The organism is Vogesella perlucida, from assembly GCF_979366545.1.
Map to the genome: position 1 here is coordinate 23,214 of NZ_CEETRO010000013.1, position 23,061 is coordinate 46,274.

Annotated in this window: 27 protein-coding genes; 23 read left to right on the plus strand and 4 right to left on the minus strand. The window is 60.8% G+C overall.

The window, feature by feature from the left end; translation table 11 throughout:
* The first annotated feature begins 11 nt into the window (after positions 1 to 11).
* The 12 genes from lpxD (at position 12) to ACZ9XP_RS16320 (ending at position 8,369) form a co-directional block, all read left to right on the plus strand.
* Entirely contained in the window at positions 12 to 1,055 is a 1,044-nt protein-coding gene (lpxD, locus tag ACZ9XP_RS16265; RefSeq protein WP_465188785.1) for a UDP-3-O-(3-hydroxymyristoyl)glucosamine N-acyltransferase, read from the plus strand.
* Positions 1,052 to 1,519: a 3-hydroxyacyl-ACP dehydratase FabZ gene (fabZ, locus tag ACZ9XP_RS16270; RefSeq protein ID WP_017509537.1), complete on the plus strand. Its 468-nt coding sequence runs from the start codon at positions 1,052 to 1,054 to the stop codon at positions 1,517 to 1,519. The genes lpxD and fabZ overlap by 4 nt, the downstream gene beginning before the upstream one ends.
* A 2-nt stretch (positions 1,520 to 1,521) precedes the next feature.
* Complete coding sequence (gene lpxA / locus ACZ9XP_RS16275; protein WP_147683597.1) at positions 1,522 to 2,298, plus strand: acyl-ACP--UDP-N-acetylglucosamine O-acyltransferase; 777 nt, start codon at positions 1,522 to 1,524, stop codon at positions 2,296 to 2,298.
* A gap of 3 nt (positions 2,299 to 2,301) precedes the next feature.
* Positions 2,302 to 3,471 carry a lipid-A-disaccharide synthase gene (lpxB, locus tag ACZ9XP_RS16280; protein WP_465188786.1) on the plus strand — a complete coding sequence of 390 codons (1,170 nt, stop codon included), beginning with the start codon at positions 2,302 to 2,304 and terminating at the stop codon, positions 3,469 to 3,471.
* The gene (rnhB, locus tag ACZ9XP_RS16285; RefSeq protein ID WP_465188787.1) at positions 3,465 to 4,049 is read left to right on the plus strand and encodes a ribonuclease HII; all 585 of its coding nucleotides are present in this window, start codon (positions 3,465 to 3,467) and stop codon (positions 4,047 to 4,049) included. The genes lpxB and rnhB overlap by 7 nt, the downstream gene beginning before the upstream one ends.
* Before the next feature lie 10 nt (positions 4,050 to 4,059).
* Entirely contained in the window at positions 4,060 to 4,542 is a 483-nt protein-coding gene (locus ACZ9XP_RS16290; protein ID WP_465188788.1) for a DNA-deoxyinosine glycosylase, read from the plus strand.
* A 21-nt stretch (positions 4,543 to 4,563) separates the two neighbouring features.
* Positions 4,564 to 4,770 carry a hypothetical protein gene (locus tag ACZ9XP_RS16295; protein ID WP_147683589.1) on the plus strand — a complete coding sequence of 69 codons (207 nt, stop codon included), beginning with the start codon at positions 4,564 to 4,566 and terminating at the stop codon, positions 4,768 to 4,770.
* Between the two features lie 73 nt (positions 4,771 to 4,843).
* Complete coding sequence (locus ACZ9XP_RS16300; RefSeq protein WP_465188789.1) at positions 4,844 to 6,031, plus strand: molybdopterin molybdotransferase MoeA; 1,188 nt, start codon at positions 4,844 to 4,846, stop codon at positions 6,029 to 6,031.
* Positions 6,028 to 6,369 carry a 2Fe-2S iron-sulfur cluster-binding protein gene (locus tag ACZ9XP_RS16305; protein WP_147683585.1) on the plus strand — a complete coding sequence of 114 codons (342 nt, stop codon included), beginning with the start codon at positions 6,028 to 6,030 and terminating at the stop codon, positions 6,367 to 6,369. Before ACZ9XP_RS16300 ends, ACZ9XP_RS16305 begins: the two co-directional genes overlap by 4 nt.
* A gap of 22 nt (positions 6,370 to 6,391) precedes the next feature.
* Positions 6,392 to 7,477, plus strand: coding sequence for a DUF3616 domain-containing protein (locus ACZ9XP_RS16310; protein WP_147683582.1), 1,086 nt, complete (start codon positions 6,392 to 6,394; stop codon positions 7,475 to 7,477).
* Between the two features lie 41 nt (positions 7,478 to 7,518).
* A complete protein-coding gene (locus ACZ9XP_RS16315) occupies positions 7,519 to 7,755 on the plus strand; it encodes a hypothetical protein (RefSeq protein ID WP_240803382.1) in 237 nt (78 codons plus the stop codon).
* Positions 7,752 to 8,369: a 3'-5' exonuclease gene (locus tag ACZ9XP_RS16320; protein ID WP_147683581.1), complete on the plus strand. Its 618-nt coding sequence runs from the start codon at positions 7,752 to 7,754 to the stop codon at positions 8,367 to 8,369. The genes ACZ9XP_RS16315 and ACZ9XP_RS16320 overlap by 4 nt, the downstream gene beginning before the upstream one ends.
* Before the next feature lie 71 nt (positions 8,370 to 8,440).
* Here ACZ9XP_RS16320 and ACZ9XP_RS16325 read toward each other — a convergent pair whose 3' ends face one another.
* Both ACZ9XP_RS16325 and moaC read right to left on the minus strand, forming a co-directional pair.
* Positions 8,441 to 9,007, minus strand: coding sequence for a flavin reductase family protein (locus ACZ9XP_RS16325; protein ID WP_206211187.1), 567 nt, complete (start codon positions 9,005 to 9,007; stop codon positions 8,441 to 8,443).
* 3 nt (positions 9,008 to 9,010) lie between these two features.
* Entirely contained in the window at positions 9,011 to 9,508 is a 498-nt protein-coding gene (moaC, locus tag ACZ9XP_RS16330) for a cyclic pyranopterin monophosphate synthase MoaC (protein ID WP_147683576.1), read from the minus strand.
* Here moaC and ACZ9XP_RS16335 point away from each other — a divergent pair.
* The 7 genes from ACZ9XP_RS16335 to ACZ9XP_RS16365 all read left to right on the plus strand — a co-directional run bounded on the left by ACZ9XP_RS16335 (position 9,507) and on the right by ACZ9XP_RS16365 (position 18,117).
* Positions 9,507 to 9,905: a hypothetical protein gene (locus ACZ9XP_RS16335; RefSeq protein ID WP_465188790.1), complete on the plus strand. Its 399-nt coding sequence runs from the start codon at positions 9,507 to 9,509 to the stop codon at positions 9,903 to 9,905. The genes moaC and ACZ9XP_RS16335 overlap by 2 nt on opposite strands.
* Positions 9,881 to 11,182, plus strand: coding sequence for a trigger factor (tig, locus tag ACZ9XP_RS16340; protein ID WP_147683574.1), 1,302 nt, complete (start codon positions 9,881 to 9,883; stop codon positions 11,180 to 11,182). Before ACZ9XP_RS16335 ends, tig begins: the two co-directional genes overlap by 25 nt.
* A 27-nt stretch (positions 11,183 to 11,209) precedes the next feature.
* A complete protein-coding gene (clpP, locus tag ACZ9XP_RS16345) occupies positions 11,210 to 11,842 on the plus strand; it encodes an ATP-dependent Clp endopeptidase proteolytic subunit ClpP (RefSeq protein WP_017509551.1) in 633 nt (210 codons plus the stop codon).
* Between the two features lie 17 nt (positions 11,843 to 11,859).
* A complete protein-coding gene (gene clpX / locus ACZ9XP_RS16350; protein ID WP_147683572.1) occupies positions 11,860 to 13,143 on the plus strand; it encodes an ATP-dependent Clp protease ATP-binding subunit ClpX in 1,284 nt (427 codons plus the stop codon).
* A 144-nt stretch (positions 13,144 to 13,287) separates the two neighbouring features.
* Positions 13,288 to 15,705, plus strand: a complete 2,418-nt coding sequence (gene lon, locus ACZ9XP_RS16355; RefSeq protein ID WP_147683570.1) for an endopeptidase La — start codon at positions 13,288 to 13,290, stop codon at positions 15,703 to 15,705.
* A gap of 174 nt (positions 15,706 to 15,879) precedes the next feature.
* A complete protein-coding gene (locus ACZ9XP_RS16360) occupies positions 15,880 to 16,149 on the plus strand; it encodes an HU family DNA-binding protein (protein WP_017509554.1) in 270 nt (89 codons plus the stop codon).
* Between the two features lie 138 nt (positions 16,150 to 16,287).
* The gene (locus tag ACZ9XP_RS16365) at positions 16,288 to 18,117 is read left to right on the plus strand and encodes a SurA N-terminal domain-containing protein (RefSeq protein WP_465188791.1); all 1,830 of its coding nucleotides are present in this window, start codon (positions 16,288 to 16,290) and stop codon (positions 18,115 to 18,117) included.
* 91 nt (positions 18,118 to 18,208) lie between these two features.
* Here the strand turns inward: ACZ9XP_RS16365 and sodB are convergent, their stop codons facing one another.
* Complete coding sequence (gene sodB, locus ACZ9XP_RS16370) at positions 18,209 to 18,790, minus strand: superoxide dismutase [Fe] (RefSeq protein ID WP_147683566.1); 582 nt, start codon at positions 18,788 to 18,790, stop codon at positions 18,209 to 18,211.
* Between the two features lie 133 nt (positions 18,791 to 18,923).
* Between sodB and ACZ9XP_RS16375 the strand changes: the two genes are divergently transcribed.
* The 4 genes from ACZ9XP_RS16375 (at position 18,924) to ACZ9XP_RS16390 (ending at position 22,558) form a co-directional block, all read left to right on the plus strand.
* A complete protein-coding gene (locus ACZ9XP_RS16375; protein WP_465188792.1) occupies positions 18,924 to 20,093 on the plus strand; it encodes a BaiN/RdsA family NAD(P)/FAD-dependent oxidoreductase in 1,170 nt (389 codons plus the stop codon).
* A 92-nt stretch (positions 20,094 to 20,185) separates the two neighbouring features.
* A complete protein-coding gene (gene dnaB / locus ACZ9XP_RS16380; protein WP_017509558.1) occupies positions 20,186 to 21,592 on the plus strand; it encodes a replicative DNA helicase in 1,407 nt (468 codons plus the stop codon).
* A gap of 49 nt (positions 21,593 to 21,641) precedes the next feature.
* Entirely contained in the window at positions 21,642 to 21,950 is a 309-nt protein-coding gene (locus tag ACZ9XP_RS16385; protein ID WP_465188793.1) for a (2Fe-2S) ferredoxin domain-containing protein, read from the plus strand.
* A complete protein-coding gene (locus ACZ9XP_RS16390; RefSeq protein WP_465188794.1) occupies positions 21,950 to 22,558 on the plus strand; it encodes an alpha/beta hydrolase in 609 nt (202 codons plus the stop codon). Before ACZ9XP_RS16385 ends, ACZ9XP_RS16390 begins: the two co-directional genes overlap by 1 nt.
* A gap of 61 nt (positions 22,559 to 22,619) precedes the next feature.
* Here ACZ9XP_RS16390 and ACZ9XP_RS16395 read toward each other — a convergent pair whose 3' ends face one another.
* On the minus strand, positions 22,620 to 23,018 hold the full coding sequence (locus tag ACZ9XP_RS16395) for a hypothetical protein (RefSeq protein ID WP_465188795.1): 399 nt from the start codon (positions 23,016 to 23,018) through the stop codon (positions 22,620 to 22,622).
* Positions 23,019 to 23,061: the final 43 nt, after the last annotated feature.

Here is a 23,061-nt window from a genome sequence, read left to right on the forward strand (position 1 = left end):
TGCTAGAACCCATGAAACTATCGCACATTGTGGCCGCCCTGGGCGGTGAGCTGCGCGGCGAAGACCGCGACATCGACCGCCTGGCCTCCATGGAAGAGGCGGGCGCCGGCCAGATCACTTTTCTGGCCAACCCCAAATACCGCAGCCAGCTGGATAGCACCGCCGCCGGTGCGGTGATCGTCAAGCCTGCGCTGGCAGACGCCGCCAGCAAGGTTGGCCGCAGCCTGATTCTGGCCGCTGACCCGTACCTGTATTTTGCCCGCGTCGCTACGCTGCTGAACCCGCCGCCTGCCGCCGTGCCTGGCGTGCATCCGCGTGCCGTAGTGGGCGAGGGCAGTGTGGTGGCGGCCAGCACCGAGGTGCGTGAAATGGTCAGCATCGGTCGCCATGTCACCATTGGCGAGCGCTGCATCATCCACCCGGGTGTGGTTATTGGCGATCATGTCACCATTGGCGACGATACGCTGATTTACCCCAACGTCAGCATTTACCACGGCTGCCGACTGGGTAACCGCGTCATCCTGCACGCGGGTGCCGTGATCGGTGCCGATGGCTTTGGCCTGGCGTGGAATGCCGACCGCTGGTTCAAGATTCCGCAAACCGGCGTGGTGGTGATTGGCGACGACGTAGAGGTCGGTGCCAATACCACCATCGACCGTGGCGCGCTGAAAGACACCATTATTGGCGAAGGCGTCAAGCTGGATAACCAGATTCAGCTGGCGCACAACGTCCAGGTGGGCGCACACACCGCCATGGCCGGCTGCGCCGCGGTGGCTGGCAGCACCAAGATTGGCGCGCGCTGCACCATTGGCGGTGCCGCCCGTATCATTGGCCACCTGGATATTGCCGATGGTACCCACGTGGGTGCCGGCACCCTGATTTCCAAATCCATCCGCCAGGCCGACGCCTATACCGCGGTGTACCCGATGGCTACCCACAAAGAATGGCTGGCCAATGCGGCGCACCTGCGTCACCTGGGCGAGCTGGTTACCCGTGTCAAACAACTTGAAAAAGCGCTGCAACAAGCGCAAGACAATAAGGATTCCCAACCATGACTGAAGCCGTGAGCACCGACGCAGCCGTATCCATCGACGTACGCGAGATCATGCGCTACCTGCCGCACCGCTACCCGTTCCTGCTGGTAGACCGTGTGACCGAGTTTGTTGCCAACGAGCGCATCAAGGCCATCAAGAATGTGACCATCAACGAGCCGTTCTTCATGGGCCACTTCGAGCAGTATCCGGTGATGCCGGGTGTGCTGATTATCGAGGCGCTGGCACAGGCCGCCGGTATCCTGTCGATCCGCAGCGAAGGCGAGCGCCCGGAAAACGAGCTGTATTTCTTTGTGGGTATTGATAACGCCCGCTTCAAGCGCCAGGTAGTGCCGGGCGACCAGCTGACGCTGGAAGTCGAGCAGCTGGCCATGAAGCGCGGCATTGCCAAATACAACGCCCGTGCGCTGGTAGACGGCCAGGTGGCCTGTGAAGCGCAAATCATGTGTGCCAAACGCGAGGTATAAACATGGCCATTCATCCTACCGCCATCATTGCCGATGGCGCGCAGATTGCCGACGATGTTGAGATCGGCGCCTACAGCATCATCGGTGCCAATGTCAGCATCGGCAGCGGCACCTGGGTTGGGCCGCACGTGGTGATTGAAGGCCATACCAGCATTGGCAAGAACAACCGTATTTTCCAGTTCTGCTCGCTGGGCGCCGTACCGCAAGACAAGAAATACGCTGGTGAGCCTACCCGCCTGGAAATCGGCGACGGCAATACCATCCGCGAGTTCTGCACTTTCAATATCGGTACCGCGCAAGATGTCGGTGTGACGCGTCTGGGCAATAACAACTGGATCATGGCCTACGTGCATCTGGGCCACGACTGCCAGATTGGCGATAACACCATTTTTGCCAACAACGCCACGCTGGGCGGTCACGTGCACGTGGGCGATTGGGTGATTCTGGGTGGCTTTACCAGCGTGCACCAGTTCTGCCACATCGGCGATCACGCCATGACGGCTTTCTCCAGCGCTGTAGCGCAGGATGTGCCGCCGTACGTGATGGCACACGGCAACCGTGCCGTGCCGGCCGGCATTAACGCCGAAGGCCTGAAGCGTCGTGGCTTCAGCCCCGAGCAGATCCGCAGCATCCGCAATGCCTACAAGGCGCTGTACCGCAAAGGCCTGCCGTTTGACGATGCCCGTGCCGAAATCGAAACCGACGCCGCTGCCGGCAAGGACGAGTTGGCCGCATTTGTGCGCTTCTTTGCCGCCGCCAGCCGCGGCATTATCCGCTAGACCATGACAGACAAGCTGTTTACCCGCCCGGGTGCGCTCAAGGTGGCCATGGTCGCCGGCGAGGCCTCGGGCGACCTGCTGGGCGCCCACTTGATGGACGCGCTCAAGGCGGCGCACCCCGATGTCGAGTTTGCCGGCATCGGCGGCCCGCGCATGCTGGCGCGCGGCTTTAGCAGCCAAGTGCCACAAGAGCGCCTGGCAGTGCGCGGCTACGTGGAGGTGCTGTCGCGCCTGCCCGAGCTGCTGCGCATCCGTCGTACGCTGCGCGATACGCTGCTGGCCGAGAAGCCTGACGTGTTCATCGGTATCGATGCTCCCGATTTCAATCTGGGGCTGGAAAAGTGGCTGAAACAGGCCGGCCTGCGTACCGTGCACTACGTCAGTCCGTCGGTCTGGGCGTGGCGGCCGGAACGCGTGGTGAAAATCGGTGACAGTGCCGACCAGGTGCTGTGCCTGTTCCCCATGGAAAAACCGCTGTACGACGCCGCTGGCGTGCCGGCCACGTTTGTCGGCCACCCGCTGGCCAGCGAGATCGATATCGCGCCGGACCAGAACGCCATGCGTGAACAGCTGGGCCTGCCCAAGGCCGCGCCGGTATTTGCCCTGCTGCCGGGTAGCCGCAAAAGCGAGCTGGAATTTATGGGTGGCCTGTATCTGGATGTGGCTCGCCAGTTGCTGGCGCGCTATCCGGATGCACAGTTTCTGGTGCCGTTGGCCACGCGGCCAACCATGGACCAGTTCGACCAGCTGCTTACCCGCCACAAGGCGTGGGATCTGCCTATCCGCAAGCTGTTTGGTCACGCCCAGATGGCGATGATCGCCGCCGACGTGGTGCTGGTCACCAGTGGCACCGCCACGCTGGAAGTGGCGCTCACCAAAAAGCCGATGGTCATCAGCTACAAGCTGTCGTGGCTGACCTATCAGCTGGTGAAGCGCAAGCTCAAGCTGCCGTATGTGGGCCTGCCCAACATCCTGGCCAAGCGCTTTGTGGTGCCCGAGCTGCTGCAGAAAGACGCCACAGTCGACAAGCTGACCGCGGCGGTAGCCGAGCTGTACGACAACCAGGACAGCCGGCAGGACATCATCGATACCTTTACCGCGCTGCATCACAGCCTGAAAGCCGACTCGGCACGGCTGGCCGCCGAGGCCATCCTGAAGGTGGCGCGATGCTGATCTGCGGTGTGGACGAGGCAGGTCGCGGCCCGCTGATCGGCTCGGTGTTTACCGCTGCGGTTATCCTGGATCCGGCGCGGCCGATTGCCGGCCTGGCCGACTCGAAAAAACTGAGCGAGGCGCGGCGTGCGGCGCTGGCGCTGGAAATCAAGGAAAAGGCGCTGGCCTGGCATATTGCCCACGCCAGCGCGGCCGAAATCGACCAGCTCAATATTTTTCAGGCCACCATGCTGGCCATGGTGCGTGCGGTGGATGGCCTGGCCATCACCCCTGGTAAGGTGCTGATCGACGGTAATAAAATCCCCAAAACGCTGACCTTGCCCGCCGAGGCCATCGTAAAGGGCGACGCCAAGGTGCAGGAAATTTCCGCTGCGTCCATCCTGGCCAAAACGGCCCGCGATGCCGAAATGATCGCGCTGGACGCGCTGCATCCGCAGTACGGTTTTGCCCGCCACAAGGGCTACCCCACGGCAGAGCACATGAAGGCGCTGGCGCAGCACGGCGCACTGGCCGAGCATCGCCGCAGCTTTGGCCCGGTGCGTCTGCAGCTGGCAGCCGAGCAGGGCACCCTGTTTTAAGGTTGGCCGCATGCGCAAAGCCAGCTTTCCGCCGGTAGTCGATCCCGACACCCGTATCCTGATCCTGGGTTCGCTGCCCGGCGATGCCTCGCTGGCGGCGGCACAGTATTACGCCCACCCGCGTAACCAGTTCTGGCGGCTGCTAGGCGCGGTGGCCGGCTGCGAGTTGGCCGCCTTGCCTTATCCGCAGCGCTTGGCGACCATGCAGGCTTTGGGCGTGGGGCTGTGGGATGTGGTGGCCGAAGCCACGCGCCGTGGTAGCCTCGATAGCGATATCCGCGACGCGCGCGCCAACCCGCTGACCGAGCTGGTGGCCACGCTACCCGCCTTGCAGCTGGTGGCGTTCAATGGCCAGACCGCCGGTAAAGCCGCATCCACTTTGGCGGGCTGTGGGGTGGATGTGCTAGTGCTGCCGTCCAGCAGCCCTGCGCATACGCTGGCTTTCGATAAAAAACTTCAAGAATGGCAGGCGCTGCGCCGATATATGGTTTAAGCCTATTTCGCGGTGCCTGCTATGAATCGCTATTGCATCTGGTTTGTTACGCCGGGCAACCCGGTAAGCCGCCATGCCGAAATCACCCTCGGCGGCACGATTCATAACCACCATGTGCTAGAAGACATCGAAAAGCGCCTGGCAGCCAGCCTGCAGCTGCCGCACATCCTGATTACCGACTGGAAGCGCTTTGAAGACCCGCCGGTGGCCAAGCCTGTGGCGGCTTAGGCCCGCTGCCGCCTTACCGTACAAGCCGCGTCTGTGAGAAGATGCGGCTTTCGTCATTCATGCTATCCGACTCATGCAAACCGTAGAGCAAACCCGCGACTGGCTGCTGGCGCGTGCCCGCGTGCCGGCCCGTACCGACGTGGTCGACCTGCTGCCAGCTGCTGGCCGTGTGCTGGCGCAAGACCTGGTGTCTACCCTGGATGTGCCCCCTTGTGACAATAGCGCCATGGATGGCTACGCCGTGCGTGCTGCCGACGCCGCAGCCACCCTGCCGGTGAGCCAGCGCATCCCCGCAGGTAGTGTGCCGCAGCCATTGCTGCCGGCCAGCGCTGCGCGCATCTTTACCGGTGCCCCGGTGCCGCCACAGGCCGACGCGGTGGTGATGCAGGAGCAGGCCGAGGTGCAGCCAGATGGCAGCGTGTGCTTTACCGCGCCGGTGAGCGTCGGGCAAAACATTCGCCGCCGTGGCGAAGACATTGCCGAGGGGCAAACCGTGCTGGCCTGCGGCCAACGTTTGCGCGATGCCGATCTGGGCCTGGCCGCATCGGTAGGCGTGGCGCAGCTGCAGGTGTACAGCCAGCTGCGCGTGGCGGTGTTCTTTACCGGTGACGAGCTGGTGGAGCCCGGCACGCCGGCCGGTGCCGGCAAAATCTACAACTCCAACCGCTACTGGTTAGTACCGGCGCTGCGGGCGCTGGGCTGCCAGGTGCTGGATCTGGGCATCATCCCCGACACGCTGGCCGCCACGCGTCAGGCACTGCGCGACGCCGCTGCACAGGCTGATGTGGTGATGACTTGCGGTGGCGTGTCGGTAGGCGAGGAAGATCACGTCAAGGCAGCGGTGGAGGCCGAGGGCGAGCTGCAACTGTGGAAAATCGCCATCAAGCCCGGCAAGCCGCTGGCCAGTGGCCGCCTAGGCGAGGCCGACTTTATCGGCCTGCCGGGTAACCCGGTGTCCGGCTATGTCACCTTTGCCGTGCTGGTGCGTGACTTCCTGCGCGCGCGCATGGGCGAGGTGGTGCCCGCTTGGCAGCCGCAGTATCACCTGCCCGCCGCGTTTGACTGGCGCAAACCCGATAGCCGCCGCGAAGAATACCTGCGTGTGCGCGTGGCACAGCAGGGCGGCCAGCTGGTACTGCAGCGCTACCCCAATCAGGGCTCTGGCGTGCTGACATCCTGCGCCTGGGCCGACGCCCTGGTGCGCCTGCAGCCAGGCCAGCAAGTGCAGCCGGGTGATGTGCTACCGGTGTACGCGCTGTGACACGGCTGGTTTTCGCACGCGGCGGGCAGTGCATTGCCGAGCTGGACGCCAGCCCCGGCGATGCACTGATCGACGTAGCGCGTTTTCATGATATCCCGCTGCACTGGCGCTGCGGCCAGGGCACCTGCGGCACCTGTGCCGTGCGCCTGCAGCACGCTGCACAGCCACAGCAGGTGCAGGTTGGCCGCAAGGAACGCAATGTGCTGCTGCGCGCCGGGCTGTGCAGTGCCGCCGAGGCGGCCAGCGAACAGTGGCTGGATGCGCCGGGAACGGTGCGCCTGGCCTGTCATTTGTACGTGGGCGACGTGCCTTGGCACATTACCCTGCCAGACGATTAACCCGCTTTAGCCGAGGTAAACCATGCCCAAGAAACTGTCCGTCAATGCTGTTAGCCTGGCGCTGGATAGCGCCCAGCTGGTGCACGATAACCTGTCTGGTGCCGTGGCTATCGGCGACACGCTGTGGGTGGCCGGCGACGAAGCCTGCGGTCTGGACCGCTTGCTGCGCGACCGCACTGCAGAGAACCTGCACTTTGTGGCAGACCGTCACTACCCGCTGGCTGACTATCTGCCGCTGCCAGATAGCGCCGATATCGAGGCCGATCTGGAAGGCCTGGCCGTAGCCGATGGCTATCTGTGGCTGGTGGGTTCGCACGGGCTCAAGCGCAAGGCGCCGCAGCCGGCGCGTGATGCGGTGGACAACCTCAAGCGCCTGGCCACGGTAACGCACGATGGCAACCGCTGCCTGCTGGCGCGCATTCCCCTGCTGGAAGAGGGTGGCGGTGTGTACTCGCTGCAAAAAACCACGGCAGACGGTCGCACGGCAGCTACGCTGAAAGGCAAGAAGAAATTTAACGAACTCACTACTTTGCTGGCCGACGACCCGCAGCTGGCCCCGTTCATGGCCATACCCGGCAAGGATAACGGTTTTGATGTGGAAGGCCTGGCAGCGGTAGACGGCAAGCTGCTATTGGGCCTGCGCGGGCCGGTGCTGCGCGGCTGGAGTTGCCTGCTGGAACTGCGTTTGGAAGAACGCAAGGGCGAGCTGCGCCTGGCGCCGCTGGACGACAGCGGCCAGCTGTATCGCAAGCACTTTCTGCCGCTGGCAGGCCTGGGCGTGCGAGACCTGCACCTGGATGGTGACGATCTGCTGCTGTTGGCCGGCCCCACCATGGTGCTGGATGGCGCTGTGCGGGTGTTTCGCTGGGTGGGTGCGCGGGCCGCACTGGCCGGCGTCACGGCAGGCGAGGGCGCAGCGCTGTGGTGGGAAGGTGTGGCCGAGCATATGGTACTGCCGCACGGCAAAGGCACCGACCGCGCCGAGGCGCTGTGCAGGCTGCCGCCACACTGGGCCGGGCCGGATACCTGGCTGGTGCTGTACGACGCGCCATCGGCCAAGCGCAAGCCGCAGCCGGGCTTGGTGTACGGCGACCTGATGACGCGCTAGGGCGCGGCAGGAAAAAGCTGCGTACAATGCGCGGCTGTTAAATGACGAAGCAAGTAAAGGAAAGCACCATGTCGCGCAAGAAAAACGAAATCGACGAGCTGGACGACGAAACCCTGGCGCTGCTGGCCTGGTGTACCGAGGTGGAAACCCACCTGGTGGCGGCGGGTGCCACCGAGGCAGAAGCGCAAGACCACATCGAAGAGCAGGCCGAGTGGTATACCGACATGTTCTACGATGGCCTGAGCCCTGCCGAGGCAGCCAAGCAGGCGCTGGCATGAGCCAAAGGCTGGCCGTTATCGACTTCGAGACCACGGGCATCGGGCCAGGCCCTGATGGCCGTGCCACGGAGATCGGCATAGTGCTGCTGGAAAACGGCCAGGTGGTCGACCGCTATCAAAGCCTGATGAATGCTGGCGTGTGGGTGCCACCCATGATCCAGCAGCTCACCGGCATCAGTAATGCCATGCTCAAGGCCGCGCCGCCGGCCGCGCAGGTCATGCGCGAAGCGGCGGCCTTTGTTGGCACGGCGCCACTGGTGGCGCATAACGCCAGCTTTGACCGCAAGTTCTGGGACTACGAGCTGGGTTTGCTGGGGCTGCAGCGCCAACAGGACTTTGCCTGCACGCTGTTGCTGTCGCGCCGCCTGCTGCCCACAGCGCCGGATCACAAGCTGGGTACGCTCACGCGCTGGGCGGGCCTGCCGGTTACGGGGCAGGCGCACCGGGCCTTGGCCGATGCCGAGATGGCGGCCAACTTGCTGCAGTATTTGCAGGCCACCTTGCGACAAAAGCACGGCCTGGCGCAGGTGAGCCATGGCTTGCTGTGCAAGCTGCAGAAAGTGACCGCGGCCAAAGTGCCGCAGTATCTGCGCGAGCTGACTGTGAGCGCCTGAGTGCCCGCACGTGGCCGCTAGTAAAAAGCCCCGCATCACACTGCGGGGCTTTTTGTTGCCAGCTGCCGGCTTTATGCCTGGCCGCTGACGGTGTCGCCGCTGACAAAAAAATGGCCGCCGGCCACGTGGTGCAGGCTGCGCAGCGCGTCGTGGCCATCAAAATGCCAGCGGCCATGGCTGAATACGCGGCTATCTGCCTGGGCGGCGACCACTTCGGCGATAAACAGGTCGTACTGCTGCTGGTTGTGCGGCTCCTGAATGATGCGGCATTCCAGATAAGCGCTGCAGCCTTGCACCAGCGGGGCGGCAATGCGCTGCGCCGGCATGGCCTGCAGGCCGCTGGCGGCAAACTTGTCGCAGTCGGCACCGCTGGCGCTGCCGGCGGCTACCACGGCCTGCGCCTGGTAGCGGCAGGGCACGTTCAGGGCAAATTCGCCGGAGGCTTCCATCAGTTTGCGGGTGTGGGTGGCCTTGTCGATCACCACCAGTATCTTGGGTGGGTCAAAATCCAGTGGCATGGCCCAGGCGGCGGCCATCACGTTTTGCTGGCCGGCGTGGGCGCTGCTCACCAGCACGGTAGGGCCGTGGTTGAGCAGGCGGTAGGCTTGTGCTAGCGGCACATCTTGCAGTGTGTTCATCATTCAGGTTCCCAAGTGGTCGTTGTCGCGGGCGTGCCAGTGCCCGCTCTTGCCGCCCTGTTTTTCCAGCAGCCGTACCCCGGCAATCTCCATGCCGCGATCCACGGCCTTCAGCATGTCGTATACGGTGAGCAGGCCGGCCATCACGGCGCTGAGCGCCTCCATTTCCACGCCGGTGCGGCCAACGGTTTCCGCGGTAACGGTAATGTGCAGGCGGCAGGCAGCGTCTTCGGGGTGGAAGTCCACTGCCACACGGCTCAGGGCCAGCGGGTGGCATAGCGGGATCAGGTCAGCGGTGCGCTTGCTGCCCTGTATGGCGGCAATGCGGGCAATGCCGATTACATCGCCTTTTTTGCTGCTGCCGGATTGCAGCAGGGCGTAGGTGGCCGGCTGCATGGTGATATGGCCGGTGGCGACGGCTACGCGCCGGGTTTCTGCCTTGTGGCCTACGTCTACCATGTGCGCCTGGCCATGGCTGTCAAAATGGGTGAGGGTGGACATGGTGTCTTGCCTGTATCAAGGTGCAATCGCCGGTACGATACCGGCACTGCAAGCTGGCGGCAATGAAGGCGTGCGGCATGGCTTGCTGGTGGCGGTTTGGCCTGGTCTTGCGCGAGGGCTATGTGCCCCGATGGCTGGCGGGACAGGGCGCTGGCATCACGCACTGTTCAATTTGACGCTGCATGCTATACTCGCCCCTTGCTTTAGCCGCCTGGTTTTGCCTGCCCTGCAGGTAAACACGCTGCTTAACAATACAAAATTCATGGCGCAGGAAAGCAAATTCAGCATGGTTCCCCGAGCATTTCTGCTCAACCCGTTGGGCTTTCCCGCTTCTGGCTTCAACCCCACACCTTTTGAATCTAAGGATTGGACATGCAAGTACAACTGGAAACGTTGAGCGGCCTCGAGCGTCGCATGAGCATTGCACTGCCGCTGGCTGCAATCGACGCACAAGTAGCCGAGCGCCTGAAGCGCGTTGCCCGCACTGCCAAAATTCAGGGTTTCCGCCCAGGTAAAGCACCGGCCAAAATCGTTGAAGCAAACTACGGCGCACAAGTGCGCGAAGAAGTGCTGGGCGAACAGGTTCAGCAAAGCTTCTACAAGGCTGCTGTCGAGCAAAAACTGCGCGTAGCCGGCTACCCGCGTTTCGAACCGGCTCAAGGCGATGCAGAAAACTTCAAGTTTGCTGCCGCTTTCGAGGTTTACCCGGAAATCACCATCGGTGAGCTGGCTGGCAAAGACATCGAAAAGCCAAACACCGAAGTGACCGATGCCGAAATCGACAAAACCGTTGATATCCTGCGCAAGCAACGTACCCGCTTCAACCGTGTAGAGCGCGAAGCGGCTGACGGCGACCGCGTCATCATCGACTTCAAAGGCACCATCGACGGCGTAGCCTTCGAAGGCGGCAGCAGCGAGAACTTCCCGTTCATGCTGGGCCAGGGCCAGATGCTGCCAGAATTCGAAGCCGGTGTGATTGGCGCGAAAGAAGGCGAAACCAAGACTGTTGCCGTGAACTTCCCGGCTGACTACCACGGTAAAGACGTGGCCGGCAAAACTGCCAGCTTCGAGATCACCGTGAAAAACGTTGCCGCTGCCGAGCTGCCAGAAGTGAACGAAGAGTTCGCCAAGCTGCTGGGTATCGCCGATGGCGACGTGGCTAAAATGCGCGCTGAAATCCGCAAAAACGTGGAGCGTGAAGTCAAGCGTCGCCTGTCTGCTCAGGTAAAAGAAAACGTGATGCAGGCCCTGATCGACGTGACCCCGATCGACCTGCCTAAGGCTCTGGTAGAGCTGGAAGTTGGCCGTCTGATGGATCAGGCCCGCAAAGACCTGGAACAACGTGGCATGCAGCTGAAAGACATGCCGCTGCCGGCAGACCTGTTCACCCAGCAAGCCGAGCGCCGCGTAGCGCTGGGCCTGATCCTGGCTGAAGTGGTAGAAGCCAACAAGCTGGAAGCCAAACCGGAACAAGTCAAAGCCCTGGTAGAAGAATTTGCCGAGAGCTACGAGCAGCCGCAAGACGTGATCGACTGGTACTACGCCGAAACCGGCCGCCTGGAAGGCCCGACTTCGATGGTGCTGGAAGACAATGTGGTTGAATTTGTGCTGGGTCGCGCCAATGTTATCCAGAAGGATGTTTCTTTCGAAACCCTGATGGGCAACAACGCCTGATCTGTTTAACTGATACCGGAGAGGTCGATGAAATCGATGTTTGAACCGCAAGGTATGGGCCTGGTGCCCATGGTGGTGGAGCAAAGTGGCCGTGGCGAACGCGCCTACGACATTTTCTCCCGCCTGCTGAAGGAGCGTATCGTGTTCCTGGTCGGCCCTGTTACCGACGAGTCGGCCAATCTGGTGGTAGCACAGCTGCTGTTCCTGGAATCGGAAAACCCGGACAAGGACATCTATCTGTACATCAACTCGCCAGGCGGTTCCATTACCGCCGGCATGTCGATCTACGACACGATGAACTTCATCAAGCCGGACGTTTCCACCCTGTGCATTGGCCAGGCGGCCAGCATGGGCGCCTTCCTGCTGTCGGCAGGCGCCAAGGGCAAGCGTTTTGCGCTGCCGAACAGCCGCGTGATGATCCACCAGCCGCTGTTGTACGGTGGCGGCCTGAGCGGCCAGGTGACCGACATCGAAATTCATGCCCGCGAACTGGTGAAAACCAAGGCGCACATGAACGAGCTGCTGGCCAAGCATACCGGCCAGACCATGGAACAAGTACAAGCCGATACCGAACGCGACAACTTCATGTCTGCCGAGCAGAGCCGTGAGTACGGCCTGATCGACAAGGTGCTGAGCTCGCGTCTGGATGCGGCCGTTTAATTCGGGATGTCTATCTGATGGCAGATAAAGGCAGTAAGGACAAGCTGCTGTACTGCTCTTTTTGCGGCAAAAGCCAGCACGAAGTGCAGCGACTGATCGCCGGCCCGCAGGTCTACATTTGCAATGAGTGTGTAGATCTGTGCGGCGACATCATTCGCGATGAAACAGAAGCGACAATCGGTGCTGCAGACGAGCAGGGCGAAGCACCAGCCCTGCCCACACCGCAGGAAATCCGCGCCTCGCTGGACCAGTACATCATTGGCCAGGACCCGGCCAAGAAGTCGCTGGCCGTGGCGGTGTACAACCACTACAAGCGCCTCTACACGCCCAGCACCAAGGACGACGTAGAGCTGTCCAAGAGCAATATCCTGCTGATTGGTCCTACCGGCTCCGGCAAGACGCTATTGGCGCAGACGCTGGCAAAGCTGCTGGACGTGCCGTTTGTCATTGCCGATGCCACCACGCTGACCGAAGCCGGTTATGTGGGCGAGGACGTTGAGCACATCATCCAGAAGCTCTTGCAAAAGTGCGACTACGATGTGACCAAAGCCCAGCGCGGCATTGTGTACCTGGACGAAATCGACAAGATTTCCCGCAAGTCGGAAAACCCGTCGATTACCCGCGATGTTTCCGGTGAGGGCGTGCAGCAGGCACTGCTCAAGCTGATCGAAGGTACGGTAGCGTCGGTACCGCCGCAAGGTGGCCGCAAGCACCCGAACCAGGAATTCATCCAGGTAGATACCACCAATATCCTGTTCATTTGTGGTGGCGCGTTCGATGGTCTGGAAAAGATCATTCGTCGCCGCTCCGAAAAAGGCGGGATCGGCTTTGGTGCCGAGGTGATGTCCAAGGAAGATGGCAAGTCCATCAGCACCCTGTTCCGCGAAGTAGAGCCGGAAGATCTGATCAAGTTTGGCCTAATTCCCGAGCTGATCGGTCGTCTGCCCGTGGTAACTACGCTGGAAGAGCTGGACGAAGAAGCGCTGGTGAGCATCCTGACCCAGCCGCGTAATGCCCTGATCAAGCAATATCAGCGCCTGTTTGCCATGGAACAGGTAACACTGGAGGTGCTGCCTTCTGCGTTGCGTGTGATTGCCAAGCAAGCCCTGATCCGCAAGACCGGTGCGCGTGGTCTGCGTTCCATTCTGGAGCGTTCGCTGCTGGATACCATGTACGAGCTGCCGTCCCTCGAGGGTGTCAGCAAGGTTGTGGTCGACGAGAAAGTGATCGAGCTGGGTGAAAAGCCTAGCTACATCCTGCAGCAGGAAGACGCTGCGCCGGATACAGCCCAGTCCGCCTGAGCTCGTTCAGGCAGTGAAACAAACCGCCCGTGAGGGCGGTTTTTGTTTGCAGCTACTATTAAGTGCTTTAGCATGCTTGATATGGATGAATTTGCCCTAATTTGTCCTGTTAACTGAATTCCACCAAGAGCAAGGTTAGGTGATATGCCACAGCCCGCCGAACTAAAAGATCAAACCACACTGGCCCTATTGCCGCTGCGCGATGTCGTTGTGTTCCCGCACATGGTGATTCCGCTGTTTGTTGGCCGCCCCAAATCCATCAAGGCGCTGGAAAAGGCCATGGACGAAGGCAAACAGATCCTGCTGGTTGCCCAGCGTGCTGCCGACAAGGACGAACCCCTGTCGGAAGACCTGCACGAAATCGGCACCATTGCCAGCATCCTGCAAATGCTGAAGCTGCCCGACGGCACCGTGAAGGTGCTGGTAGAAGGCCGTCAGCGCGCCAGGTTGGCCGCAGTGCAGGACCACGAAGAATACTTTACCGCCACCATCGACCCACTGCCGTTTGACAGCGAGGATACGCCCGAGGTGGAGGCGCTGCGTCGTGCGCTGCTGGCGCAGTTCGAGCAGTTCGTCAAACTGAACAAAAAAATCCCGAGCGAAGTCCTGTCGTCGCTGTCTGGCGTAGACAAGGCCGGGCGTCTGGCTGATTCGGTGGTGGTGCACCTGCCGCTGCGTCTGGAAAACAAGCAGGAAGTGCTGGAGATGTTCGACATCAAGGCACGTATCGAGCACCTGCTGGCCATGATGGAAAGCGAGATCGATATCCTGCAGGTAGAAAAGCGCATCCGTGGCCGCGTGAAGCGCCAGATGGAAAAGAGCCAGCGCGAGTACTACCTGAACGAACAGGTAAAAGCCATCCAGAAAGAGCTGGGCGAGGGCGAAGAAGGCAACGACCTGGACGAGCTGGAGCGCAAGATCAAAGCGGCCGGCATGTCCAAGGAAGGCCGCGAGAAAGTCACGGCCGAGCTGAAAAAACTGCGCATGATGTCGCCCATGTCGGCCGAGGCCACCGTGGTGCGCAATTACATCGAAACCCTGATCGATCTGCCATGGAAGAAAAAGACCAAGATCAGCAAGGATATCGATGCGGCTGAGGATGTGCTGGACGAAGACCACTTTGGCCTGGAAAAGGTCAAAGAGCGCATTCTGGAGTACCTGGCAGTGCAGCAGCGTGTCGACCGCCTGAAAGCGCCTATCTTGTGCCTTGTTGGGCCACCAGGTGTGGGTAAAACCTCACTGGGGCAGTCTATTGCCCGTGCTACCGGCCGCAAGTTCGTGCGCATGGCGCTGGGCGGTGTGCGTGACGAATCCGAAATCCGCGGTCATCGCCGTACCTATATCGGCTCCATGCCGGGCAAGGTGCTGCAGAACATGACCAAAGTGGGCGTGAAAAACCCGCTGTTCCTGCTGGACGAAGTGGACAAGCTGGGTGCCGACTTCCGTGGCGACCCGTCTGCCGCGCTGCTGGAGGTGCTGGATCCGGAGCAGAACCATGCTTTTGCCGACCATTACGCCGAGGTGGATTTCGACCTGTCCGACGTGATGTTCGTGGCCACGGCCAACTCGCTGAATATCCCGGCGGCGCTGCTGGACCGGATGGAAATCATCCGCCTGGCCGGTTACACCGAAGACGAGAAGGTCAATATCGCCACCAAATACCTGCTACCCAAGCAGATGAAGAACAATGGTGTGGTGGAGGGCGAGCTGGTGGTGCAGGAAAGCGCACTGCGCGACATCGTGCGCTACTACACCCGCGAAGCAGGCGTACGTAGCCTGGACCGCGAAGTGGCCAAGATCTGCCGCAAGGTGGTGACCGAACACAGCAAGAAGGCCAGCGCGGACAAGGCGGTAAAAACCACGGTAAGCGGCAAGAACCTGGAGAAGTATCTGGGCGTGCGTCGCTTCGACTTTGGCCTCGCTGAAGAAGAAAACCGCATCGGCCAGGTCACTGGTCTGGCGTGGACCGAAGTGGGCGGCGAGCTGCTCACTATCGAAGCTGTCGCGCTGCCTGGCAAGGGCAACATCATTCGTACCGGCCAGCTGGGCGAGGTGATGCAGGAGTCGATCACCGCTGCCATGAGTGTGGTACGTAGCCGTGCCCGCCTGCTGGGCATCAAGCCGGACTTCTACGAAAAGCACGACATGCACATCCACGTGCCGGAAGGTGCCACGCCAAAAGATGGCCCGTCTGCCGGTATCGCCATGACCACGGCGCTGGTTTCCGTGCTCACTGGCATCCCTGTGCGTGCTGATGTAGCCATGACCGGCGAAATCACCTTGCGTGGTGAAGTGCTGCCCATCGGCGGTCTGAAAGAGAAGCTGTTGGCCGCACAGCGCGGTGGCATCAAACGTGCGCTGATCCCCAAAGGCAACGTGAAGGATCTGGCCGAGATTCCCGCTAACATCAAGAACAAGCTGGAAATTTTGCCGGTGAAGTGGATTGATGAGGTTTTGTCATACGCGCTGGAACGCGAGCCGCAAGCGCTGGCAGAAGAGGCGGTGGCTGTAACGCCCGCCGCTGCTGAACTTGCGACAAAGTCCGCGCCAATGACACATTAATGACTCATTGTTTTGATTTGCGGGTAAAACCGCGCTAGCATCAGCTTTCAGGAGGGGGTGAAAACATGAGCACCCCCGCTGAAAGCCGCTTGACACAAGGATTTTGCCCTTGCTATAAAGCTAGCGGTTTTATTCAGTACTCCGTACACCGAGAACGACGAAAGGGGACTTAACGTGAACAAGTCTGAACTGATTGACGCTATCGCCGCCAAGGCAGACATTTCCAAAGCAGCTGCCGGCAAGGCACTGGATGGCATGATCGATGCTGTAACCGATGCGCTGAAGGCTGGCGACACTGTCACTGTTGTAGGCTTTGGTACTTTCTACGTAGGCGAGCGCGCCGAGCGTAGTGGTCGTAACCCGAAGACTGGCGAGACCATTACCATCGCTGCTGCCAAGTCTCCGAAATTCCGTGCTGGTAAAGCACTGAAAGACGCACTGTAATCAGCACTTGCCCGGTGCTTGCACCGGGTGTCTGCATGCCAGTCACTCTGTATGGGTTTGCGAAAGCAGGCTCCACCAGACAATCAGCAAGGTGAACGGCCAACGTTCACCTTGTTTCTTTGGTAGACCCCGAACCTCATGTTTGATTTCGTTCAGAACAACAATCTTGCCATCAAGATCATTCTTGGTGCCGTGGCGCTCACCTTCGTGGGTTTCGGCGTCGGTAGCTACAGTGCCGCTGTGGAAGACCCGTATCTGGCCAAAGTGGGCGATGCCAAAATCTACCAGAAAGACGTGGAACGCCAGCTGGAAGGGCAGCCTGCCAATGCGGCATCCCGCCAGGCGGTGCTGGAAAACCTGATCCGCCAGGAAATGCTGCTGGCCGAAGCCCGTGGCCACCATCTGGCCGTCGCCCCGGAACAGCTGCGTAAGGTGATTGCCGGCATTCCTGCTTTTCAGGAAAACGGCAGCTTCAGTGCAGCACGCTATACCGAGTTCCTGCAGGGCCGTTACATGACGGCTGATGCGTTTGAAGACCAGGTAAGCCGTGACATCCTGCTGCAAACGCAGGTGGCCCCGTACCTGAACGGCAGCTTTGTTTCCCGTACTCTGGCGGAACGCATGAGCGCCCTGGTGTCCGAAGTACGTGATGTGCGCGCCTATACCCTCAAGCCAGAACAGTTTGCTGCCAGCGTCAAGCTGGACGATGCCGTGATCAAGGCCTATTACGAGGCCAATCTGAAGCGCTTCAAGACAACGGATCAGGTACGTCTGGAATACATCGCCTTGTCGCAGGATGCCATGGCGCAGGCGCTGACCATCAGCGATGCGGATGCCAAGGCCTACTACGACAAGAATGCTGGCGAGTTCTCGTCCGAAGAACGTCAGGTAGCGCACATCCTGCTGACCGTTGACAAGAATGCCCCCGCCGCTGACAAAGCCAAGGTCAAGGCGCAAGCCGAAGCCATCCTGAAAGAAGTGCGTGCCAACCCGGCCAAGTTTGCCGAGCTGGCCAAGACCCGTTCGCAAGACCCTGGCTCCGCGGCCAACGGGGGTGACCTGGGCTTCTTTGGCCGTGGCGTGATGACCAAGCCGTTCGAGAGCGTGGCTTTTGCCATGAAACAGGGCCAGATCAGCGAAGTGGTAGAAACAGAATTCGGTTATCACATCCTGCAACTGAATGCGATCAAGGCCAGCGATTTCGAATCGCAAAAAGCCGCCGTGGTAGACAAGCTGCGCAAGCAGAAAGCCGCCGCGGCTTACCGTGCGGCCGCTGAGAAAATGGGCGAGCTGGCCTACCAGCAGGGCGATTCGCTCAAAGCGGTAGAAACCGCGCTGAACCTGAAAGCCCAGCAGAGCGAGCTGTTGCCGCGTACCGGCAAGCCGGGCGATGCCGTACTGGGCAATGCCAAACTGTTGGAAGCCGCATTCAGCGACGACGTACTGAACAAAAAGCACAATAGCGAGCCGGTAGACGTGGGTAACAACACGCTGGTGGTAGTGCGTGTCGCCGAACACCAGCCTGCGCGTCAGCGCACGCTGGCCGAGGTGCAGGACACCATCCGTGCCGAGCTGGTGAGCAAAGAGGGCGCCAAGCTGGCAGCGCAGCGCGGTGCAGCCATGCTGGCCGAGCTGAAAGCGGGCAAAGCTGCCGGTGTTGCCTGGGGCGAGGTGAAGAACCTGTCGCGCCGTAACCCGGCCGGTACGCCCGTAGCCGAGCTGCGTGCCGTGTTTGCGGCCAACCCCAAGCAGCTACCGGCTTTTGCCGGGGTCAAGCGTGACAATGGCGAGTACGTGCTGTACAGCGTAGACAAAGTACAGCCAGCCCAGGCACTGGCCCCGCAGGAGTCGGCTCAGCTGGGTATGCTGTTGGGCGAGATGTCGTCGCAAAGCGTGATGGCCGCGTATCTGGAGCAGCTGCGCCAGAAACACAAGGTGATGATCAGCCAGACGCCGGCCGAGCAGTAAGCACTTGCCCGCCTGTGGGTGGGCTGTGCGCTGTGGCAGGCAACAAAAAAGGCCCCGCGAGGGGCCTTTTTCATCACGATGCTGTAAACGATCAGGCAGCAAAGTTTTCGGCAACAAAGTTCCAGTTCACCAGCTTCCAGAAGCCTTCCAGGTAGTTCGGGCGGCTGTTGCGGTAGTCGATGTAGTAGGCGTGCTCCCACACGTCGCAAGTCAGCAGCGGCTTCTTGTCGGTAGTCAGCGGGGTAGCGGCGTTGCTGGTGGACACCAGGTCCAGGCTGCCATCGGCATTTTTTACCAGCCAGGCCCAGCCGGAACCGAAGGTGCCAACGGCACAGGCGGCAAAGGCTTTCTTGAACTCGTCGAAGGAGCCCCATTTGGCGTTGATGGCATCAGCCAGCGCGCCAGTCGGTTCACCGCCAGCATTCGGTGCCAGGCCAAACCAGTAGAAGGTGTGGTTCCACACCTGGGCAGCGTTATTGAAGATGCCGCCGGAGGATTTTTTTACGATCTCTTCCAGGGAGGCATTTTCGAACTCGGTGCCCTTGATCAGGTTGTTCAGGTTGGTGATGTAGGTCTGGTGATGTTTGCCGTAGTGGAATTCCAGGGTTTCCTTGGAAATGATCGGCGCCAGGGCGTCCAGTGCGTACGGCAGTTCGGGCAGTTTGTGTTCCATCGTGCTCTCCAGAGTTAACAAGCAAAACAGCATGCGCTGTTCGACTGCTACAGTTTACTGTAATTGGCCAGCATCGCCAATTGTTGACCAAATCACTACACTATATAAGCTAATTCTTTTTGAGGTTCGCCCCGTGCAGTTTGATGTAATCGTGTTAGGTGCCGGTGCTGCCGGCATGATGTGCGCCGCCACCGCCGGCCAGCGTGGCCGCAAGGTGCTGCTGCTGGACCATGCCAGCAAGCTGGCAGAAAAAATCCGCATCTCCGGCGGCGGGCGCAGCAACTTCACCAATATCCATGCACGGCATGACTGCTATGTGTCAGAAAACCCCAATTTCTGCCGTTCTGCGCTGGCACAGTTCACGCCGCAACACTTCATCGAGCTGATTGCCAGGCACGGCATTGCCTATCACGAGAAAAAGCTGGGCCAGCTGTTTTGCGATGACAGTAGCCAGCAGCTCATCGACATGCTGGACGCAGAATGCCAGGCTGCCGGGGTGGACCGCCGCATGGGGGTTACCATTGAAAAGGTTGGCCGCGACGGTCTTTTCCAGCTGGCGACCAGTGCCGGTAGCTTTAGCAGCGAATCACTGGTGGTCGCCACCGGTGGGCTATCCATCCCGCAAATCGGCGCCACGGCCTTTGGTTACCAGCTGGCCGAGCAGTTTGGCTTGCCCGTGACCAAGCTGGACCCGGCGCTGGTGCCGCTGACTTTTCACGTAGACGATGCAGCGCGTTTTGCGCCGCTGGCGGGTGTGTCGCTGGATGCCGAGGTGCGCATCGGCAAAGTGCGTTTTCGTGAAAACGTGTTGTTTACCCACAAAGGCCTGTCCGGCCCGGCCATCTTGCAGATCTCCAGCTACTGGCAGCCGGGGCAGGAAATCATCATCGACCTGCTGCCCGACAACGACGCCGAAGCCTGGCTGGAAGCACGTGCCGGTAGCGACCAGCTGCTGGCCAATGCCATGGGCGAGCTGGGCTGGCCCAAGCGTTTTGCCGAGGCCTGGCTGGAAGGCCAGGGCGCCAACGTGCGCGGCCGCGACCTGTCACCCAAAAAGCGCCGCCAGCTGGCCGAGGCGCTGCACCACTGGCGCGTACTGCCCAATGGTACCCAGGGCTATAAAAAGGCCGAGGTGACCCGCGGTGGCGTCTCCACCAAGGCACTGTCGTCCAAGACCATGATGGCTAACGATGTGCCGGGGCTGTTCTTTATCGGCGAAGTGGTGGATATCACCGGCTGGCTGGGTGGCTATAACTTTCAGTGGGCGTGGTCTTCCGGCTTTGTAGCGGGTAAAAACTGCTAGAATCACAGCCAGATCAGGCAGGGGCTTTGGCCACCTGCACCCAGGGTTGGCCGCGGCCAACCTTTGTTGTCTTGTCGGGTAAGCCAGGATTTATGAGCGATTTTGATATCAACGACGCCTCTGTGGCGGCCATTCGTACACCACCACACTCTATCGAAGCCGAACAATCGGTACTGGGCGGCCTGCTGCTGGATAACAGCGCCTGGGAAAAAGTAGCCGACTTGCTGACGGATAGCGATTTTTACCGTCACGACCACCGCATTATCTTCCGCCACATTGCCCGCCTGGTAGATATTGCCCGCCCGGCCGACGTGGTCACCGTGTCGGAAAGCCTGGACAAAAATGCCGAGCTCGCCAGCATCGGCGGCCTGGCCTACCTGGCCTCGCTGGCGCAAAACACGCCGTCTGCGGCCAACATCCGCCGTTATGCCGAAATCGTGCGCGAGCGCTCGGTGATGCGTGCGCTGGCGCAAGTGGGTACCGAGATTGCCGAATCCGCCTACAACCCGCAGGGCCGCGATGCCGCCCAGCTGCTGGACGAAGCGGAGGGCAAGGTGTTCCAGATTGCCGAATCCACCGCCAAGTCCAAGCAGGGCTTCCTGGAGATGCCGGCGCTGCTGAAAGAAGTCGTCGAGCGCATCGACATGCTGTACAGCCGCGACAACCCGGACGAAGTCACCGGCGTGCCCACCGGCTTCCACGATCTGGATGCCCGCACCTCTGGCCTGCAGCCGGGCGACCTCATCATTGTGGCTGGCCGCCCATCCATGGGTAAAACCGCTTTCTCCATGAACATTGCCGAAAACGTGGCCATCGAAACCGGCCTGCCGGTGGCCGTGTTTTCCATGGAAATGGGCGGTGCACAGCTGGTGATGCGGATGCTCGGCTCGGTAGGGCGGCTGGATCAGCACATTCTGCGTACCGGCAAGCTGGGTGACGAAGACTGGCAAAAGCTGACCTACGCCATCGGCAAACTATCCGACGCACCGATGTACATCGACGAAACCCCGGCGCTGACTGCGCTGGAGCTGCGCGCCCGCGCCCGCCGTCTGGCGCGGCAGCACGGCGGCAAGCTGGGCCTGATCGTGATCGATTACCTGCAGCTGATGAGCGGCTCCGGCCGTAACGATAACCGTACCGCCGAGCTGGGCGAGATCTCGCGTGGCCTGAAAGGCCTGGCCAAAGAGCTGCAAGTACCGGTGATTGCGTTGTCGCAGCTGTCGCGTGCGGTGGAACAGCGTACCGACAAGCGCCCGATGATGTCCGACTTGCGTGAATCCGGTGCCATCGAGCAGGACGCCGACCTGATTATCTTCATGTACCGCGAGGCGTATTACAAACCGGATGAAATCGACCTGAAAAACCAGGCCGAAGCCATTATCGGTAAACACCGTAACGGCCCTACCGGCCGTGTGCGGCTGGCGTTTATCGGCCAGTACGCCAAATTCGATAACGCTGCCACGATCGGTATTTCCGGCTGGGCAGACTCCGACGAATAACACCCCGGGCTAGCCCGCCAGGCTGGCCGCCTACCTGCAAGAGACAAACATGAGCTACTTCGACAAACACGTATTCATCTGCTGCAATCAGCGCGCCGAAGGCGAAATGTGCTGTAACAACCACGGCGCCAGCGAGCTGCTGGGCTATATGAAAGACCAGATCAAGGCACGCGGTCTGGCGGGCAGTGGCCAGATTCGTGTCAACAAGGCCGGCTGCCTGGGCCGCTGCGACGAAGGCCCGGTGATGGTGGTGTACCCGCAAGAGACCTGGTACACCTTCATCGACAAAGAAGACATCGATGAAATCGTGGAAGAACACATGGTAAACGGCCGTATCGTGGAAAGGCTGAAAGTCTGATGCTGAAACAGCCGCACAAACTCGATATCGCCGGCCCGGTAGGCAAGCTGGAAACCATCTTTATCCCGGCGGTAGGCGACGCCACGGGTATTGCGGTGATTTGCCACCCCAACCCTACCCAGGGCGGCACTAACACCAACAAAGTCATCCAGACTGCCGCCAAGTCGCTATCCCAGCTGGGCTATGCCTGCTACCTGCCTAACCTGCGTGGCGTGGGCCATAGCGAAGGCACTCACGATTACGGCATGGGCGAGGTGGACGACGTGCTGGCGGTGGTAGCGCATGCCCGTGCCGAGCAGGGCGAGCTGCCGCTGGCGCTGGCAGGCTTTTCTTTTGGCGGTTTTGTGGCCGCGCGCACGCGTGCTGTCATCGAGACGGACAAGCTGTTGCTGATGGGCGTGGCGGTAGGTAAATACGAGATTGCTACACCCGATGTGCCTGCCGATACGCTGGTGATCCATGGCGAGGAAGACGAAGTCATCCCGCTCAGTGCGGTGATGGACTGGGCACGCCCGCAACAGCTACCTGTGCTGGTGCTGCCTGCTGCGGGTCACTTTTTCCATGGCAGGCTGATCCAGCTGGGCGCCTTGATCAAGCGCTGCTGGTAAGGTTGGCCGCAGGCTGGCAAAAACACCGTACGCGGTAAGCGTGCGGTGTTTTTTTTGGTGCTCAGGCAGGCTGCTGCTCACTGGCCAGGCGTAGCTGACAGTTTTGTAGTGCCGCACGGGTGAGGGTTAGCAGGATGCGCTGCTGGCGGCGCTGCTGCGCACTGCGCCATTGCCACACTGGCCCTGACAGCGACAGGCCATAAGCCTGGCTCCAGTGGCGGTACACGTGGTCGTACTCTTGCTGCAAGGCTACGGTGTCGTAGCCTAAAGCCGCTTGGTCGGCAATCAGTCGCAGCAGCAGCCGGCGATAGTGTTCGGGCTGGTTGCGGTCTTCTTTCAGCAAATGGGTACTCCAGCGGTTTTGCAGCTGTAGCAGGGCTGCCAACAGCAGACGGTGGCTGTGCCAGGCGGTTTTCAGTGCTTTCAGGGTAGGGTCGTGGGTGGGCGCGGTAGAGCACATGGCAATCTCCTTTTGTGCAGTGCACAATGCCATTTATAAGCTT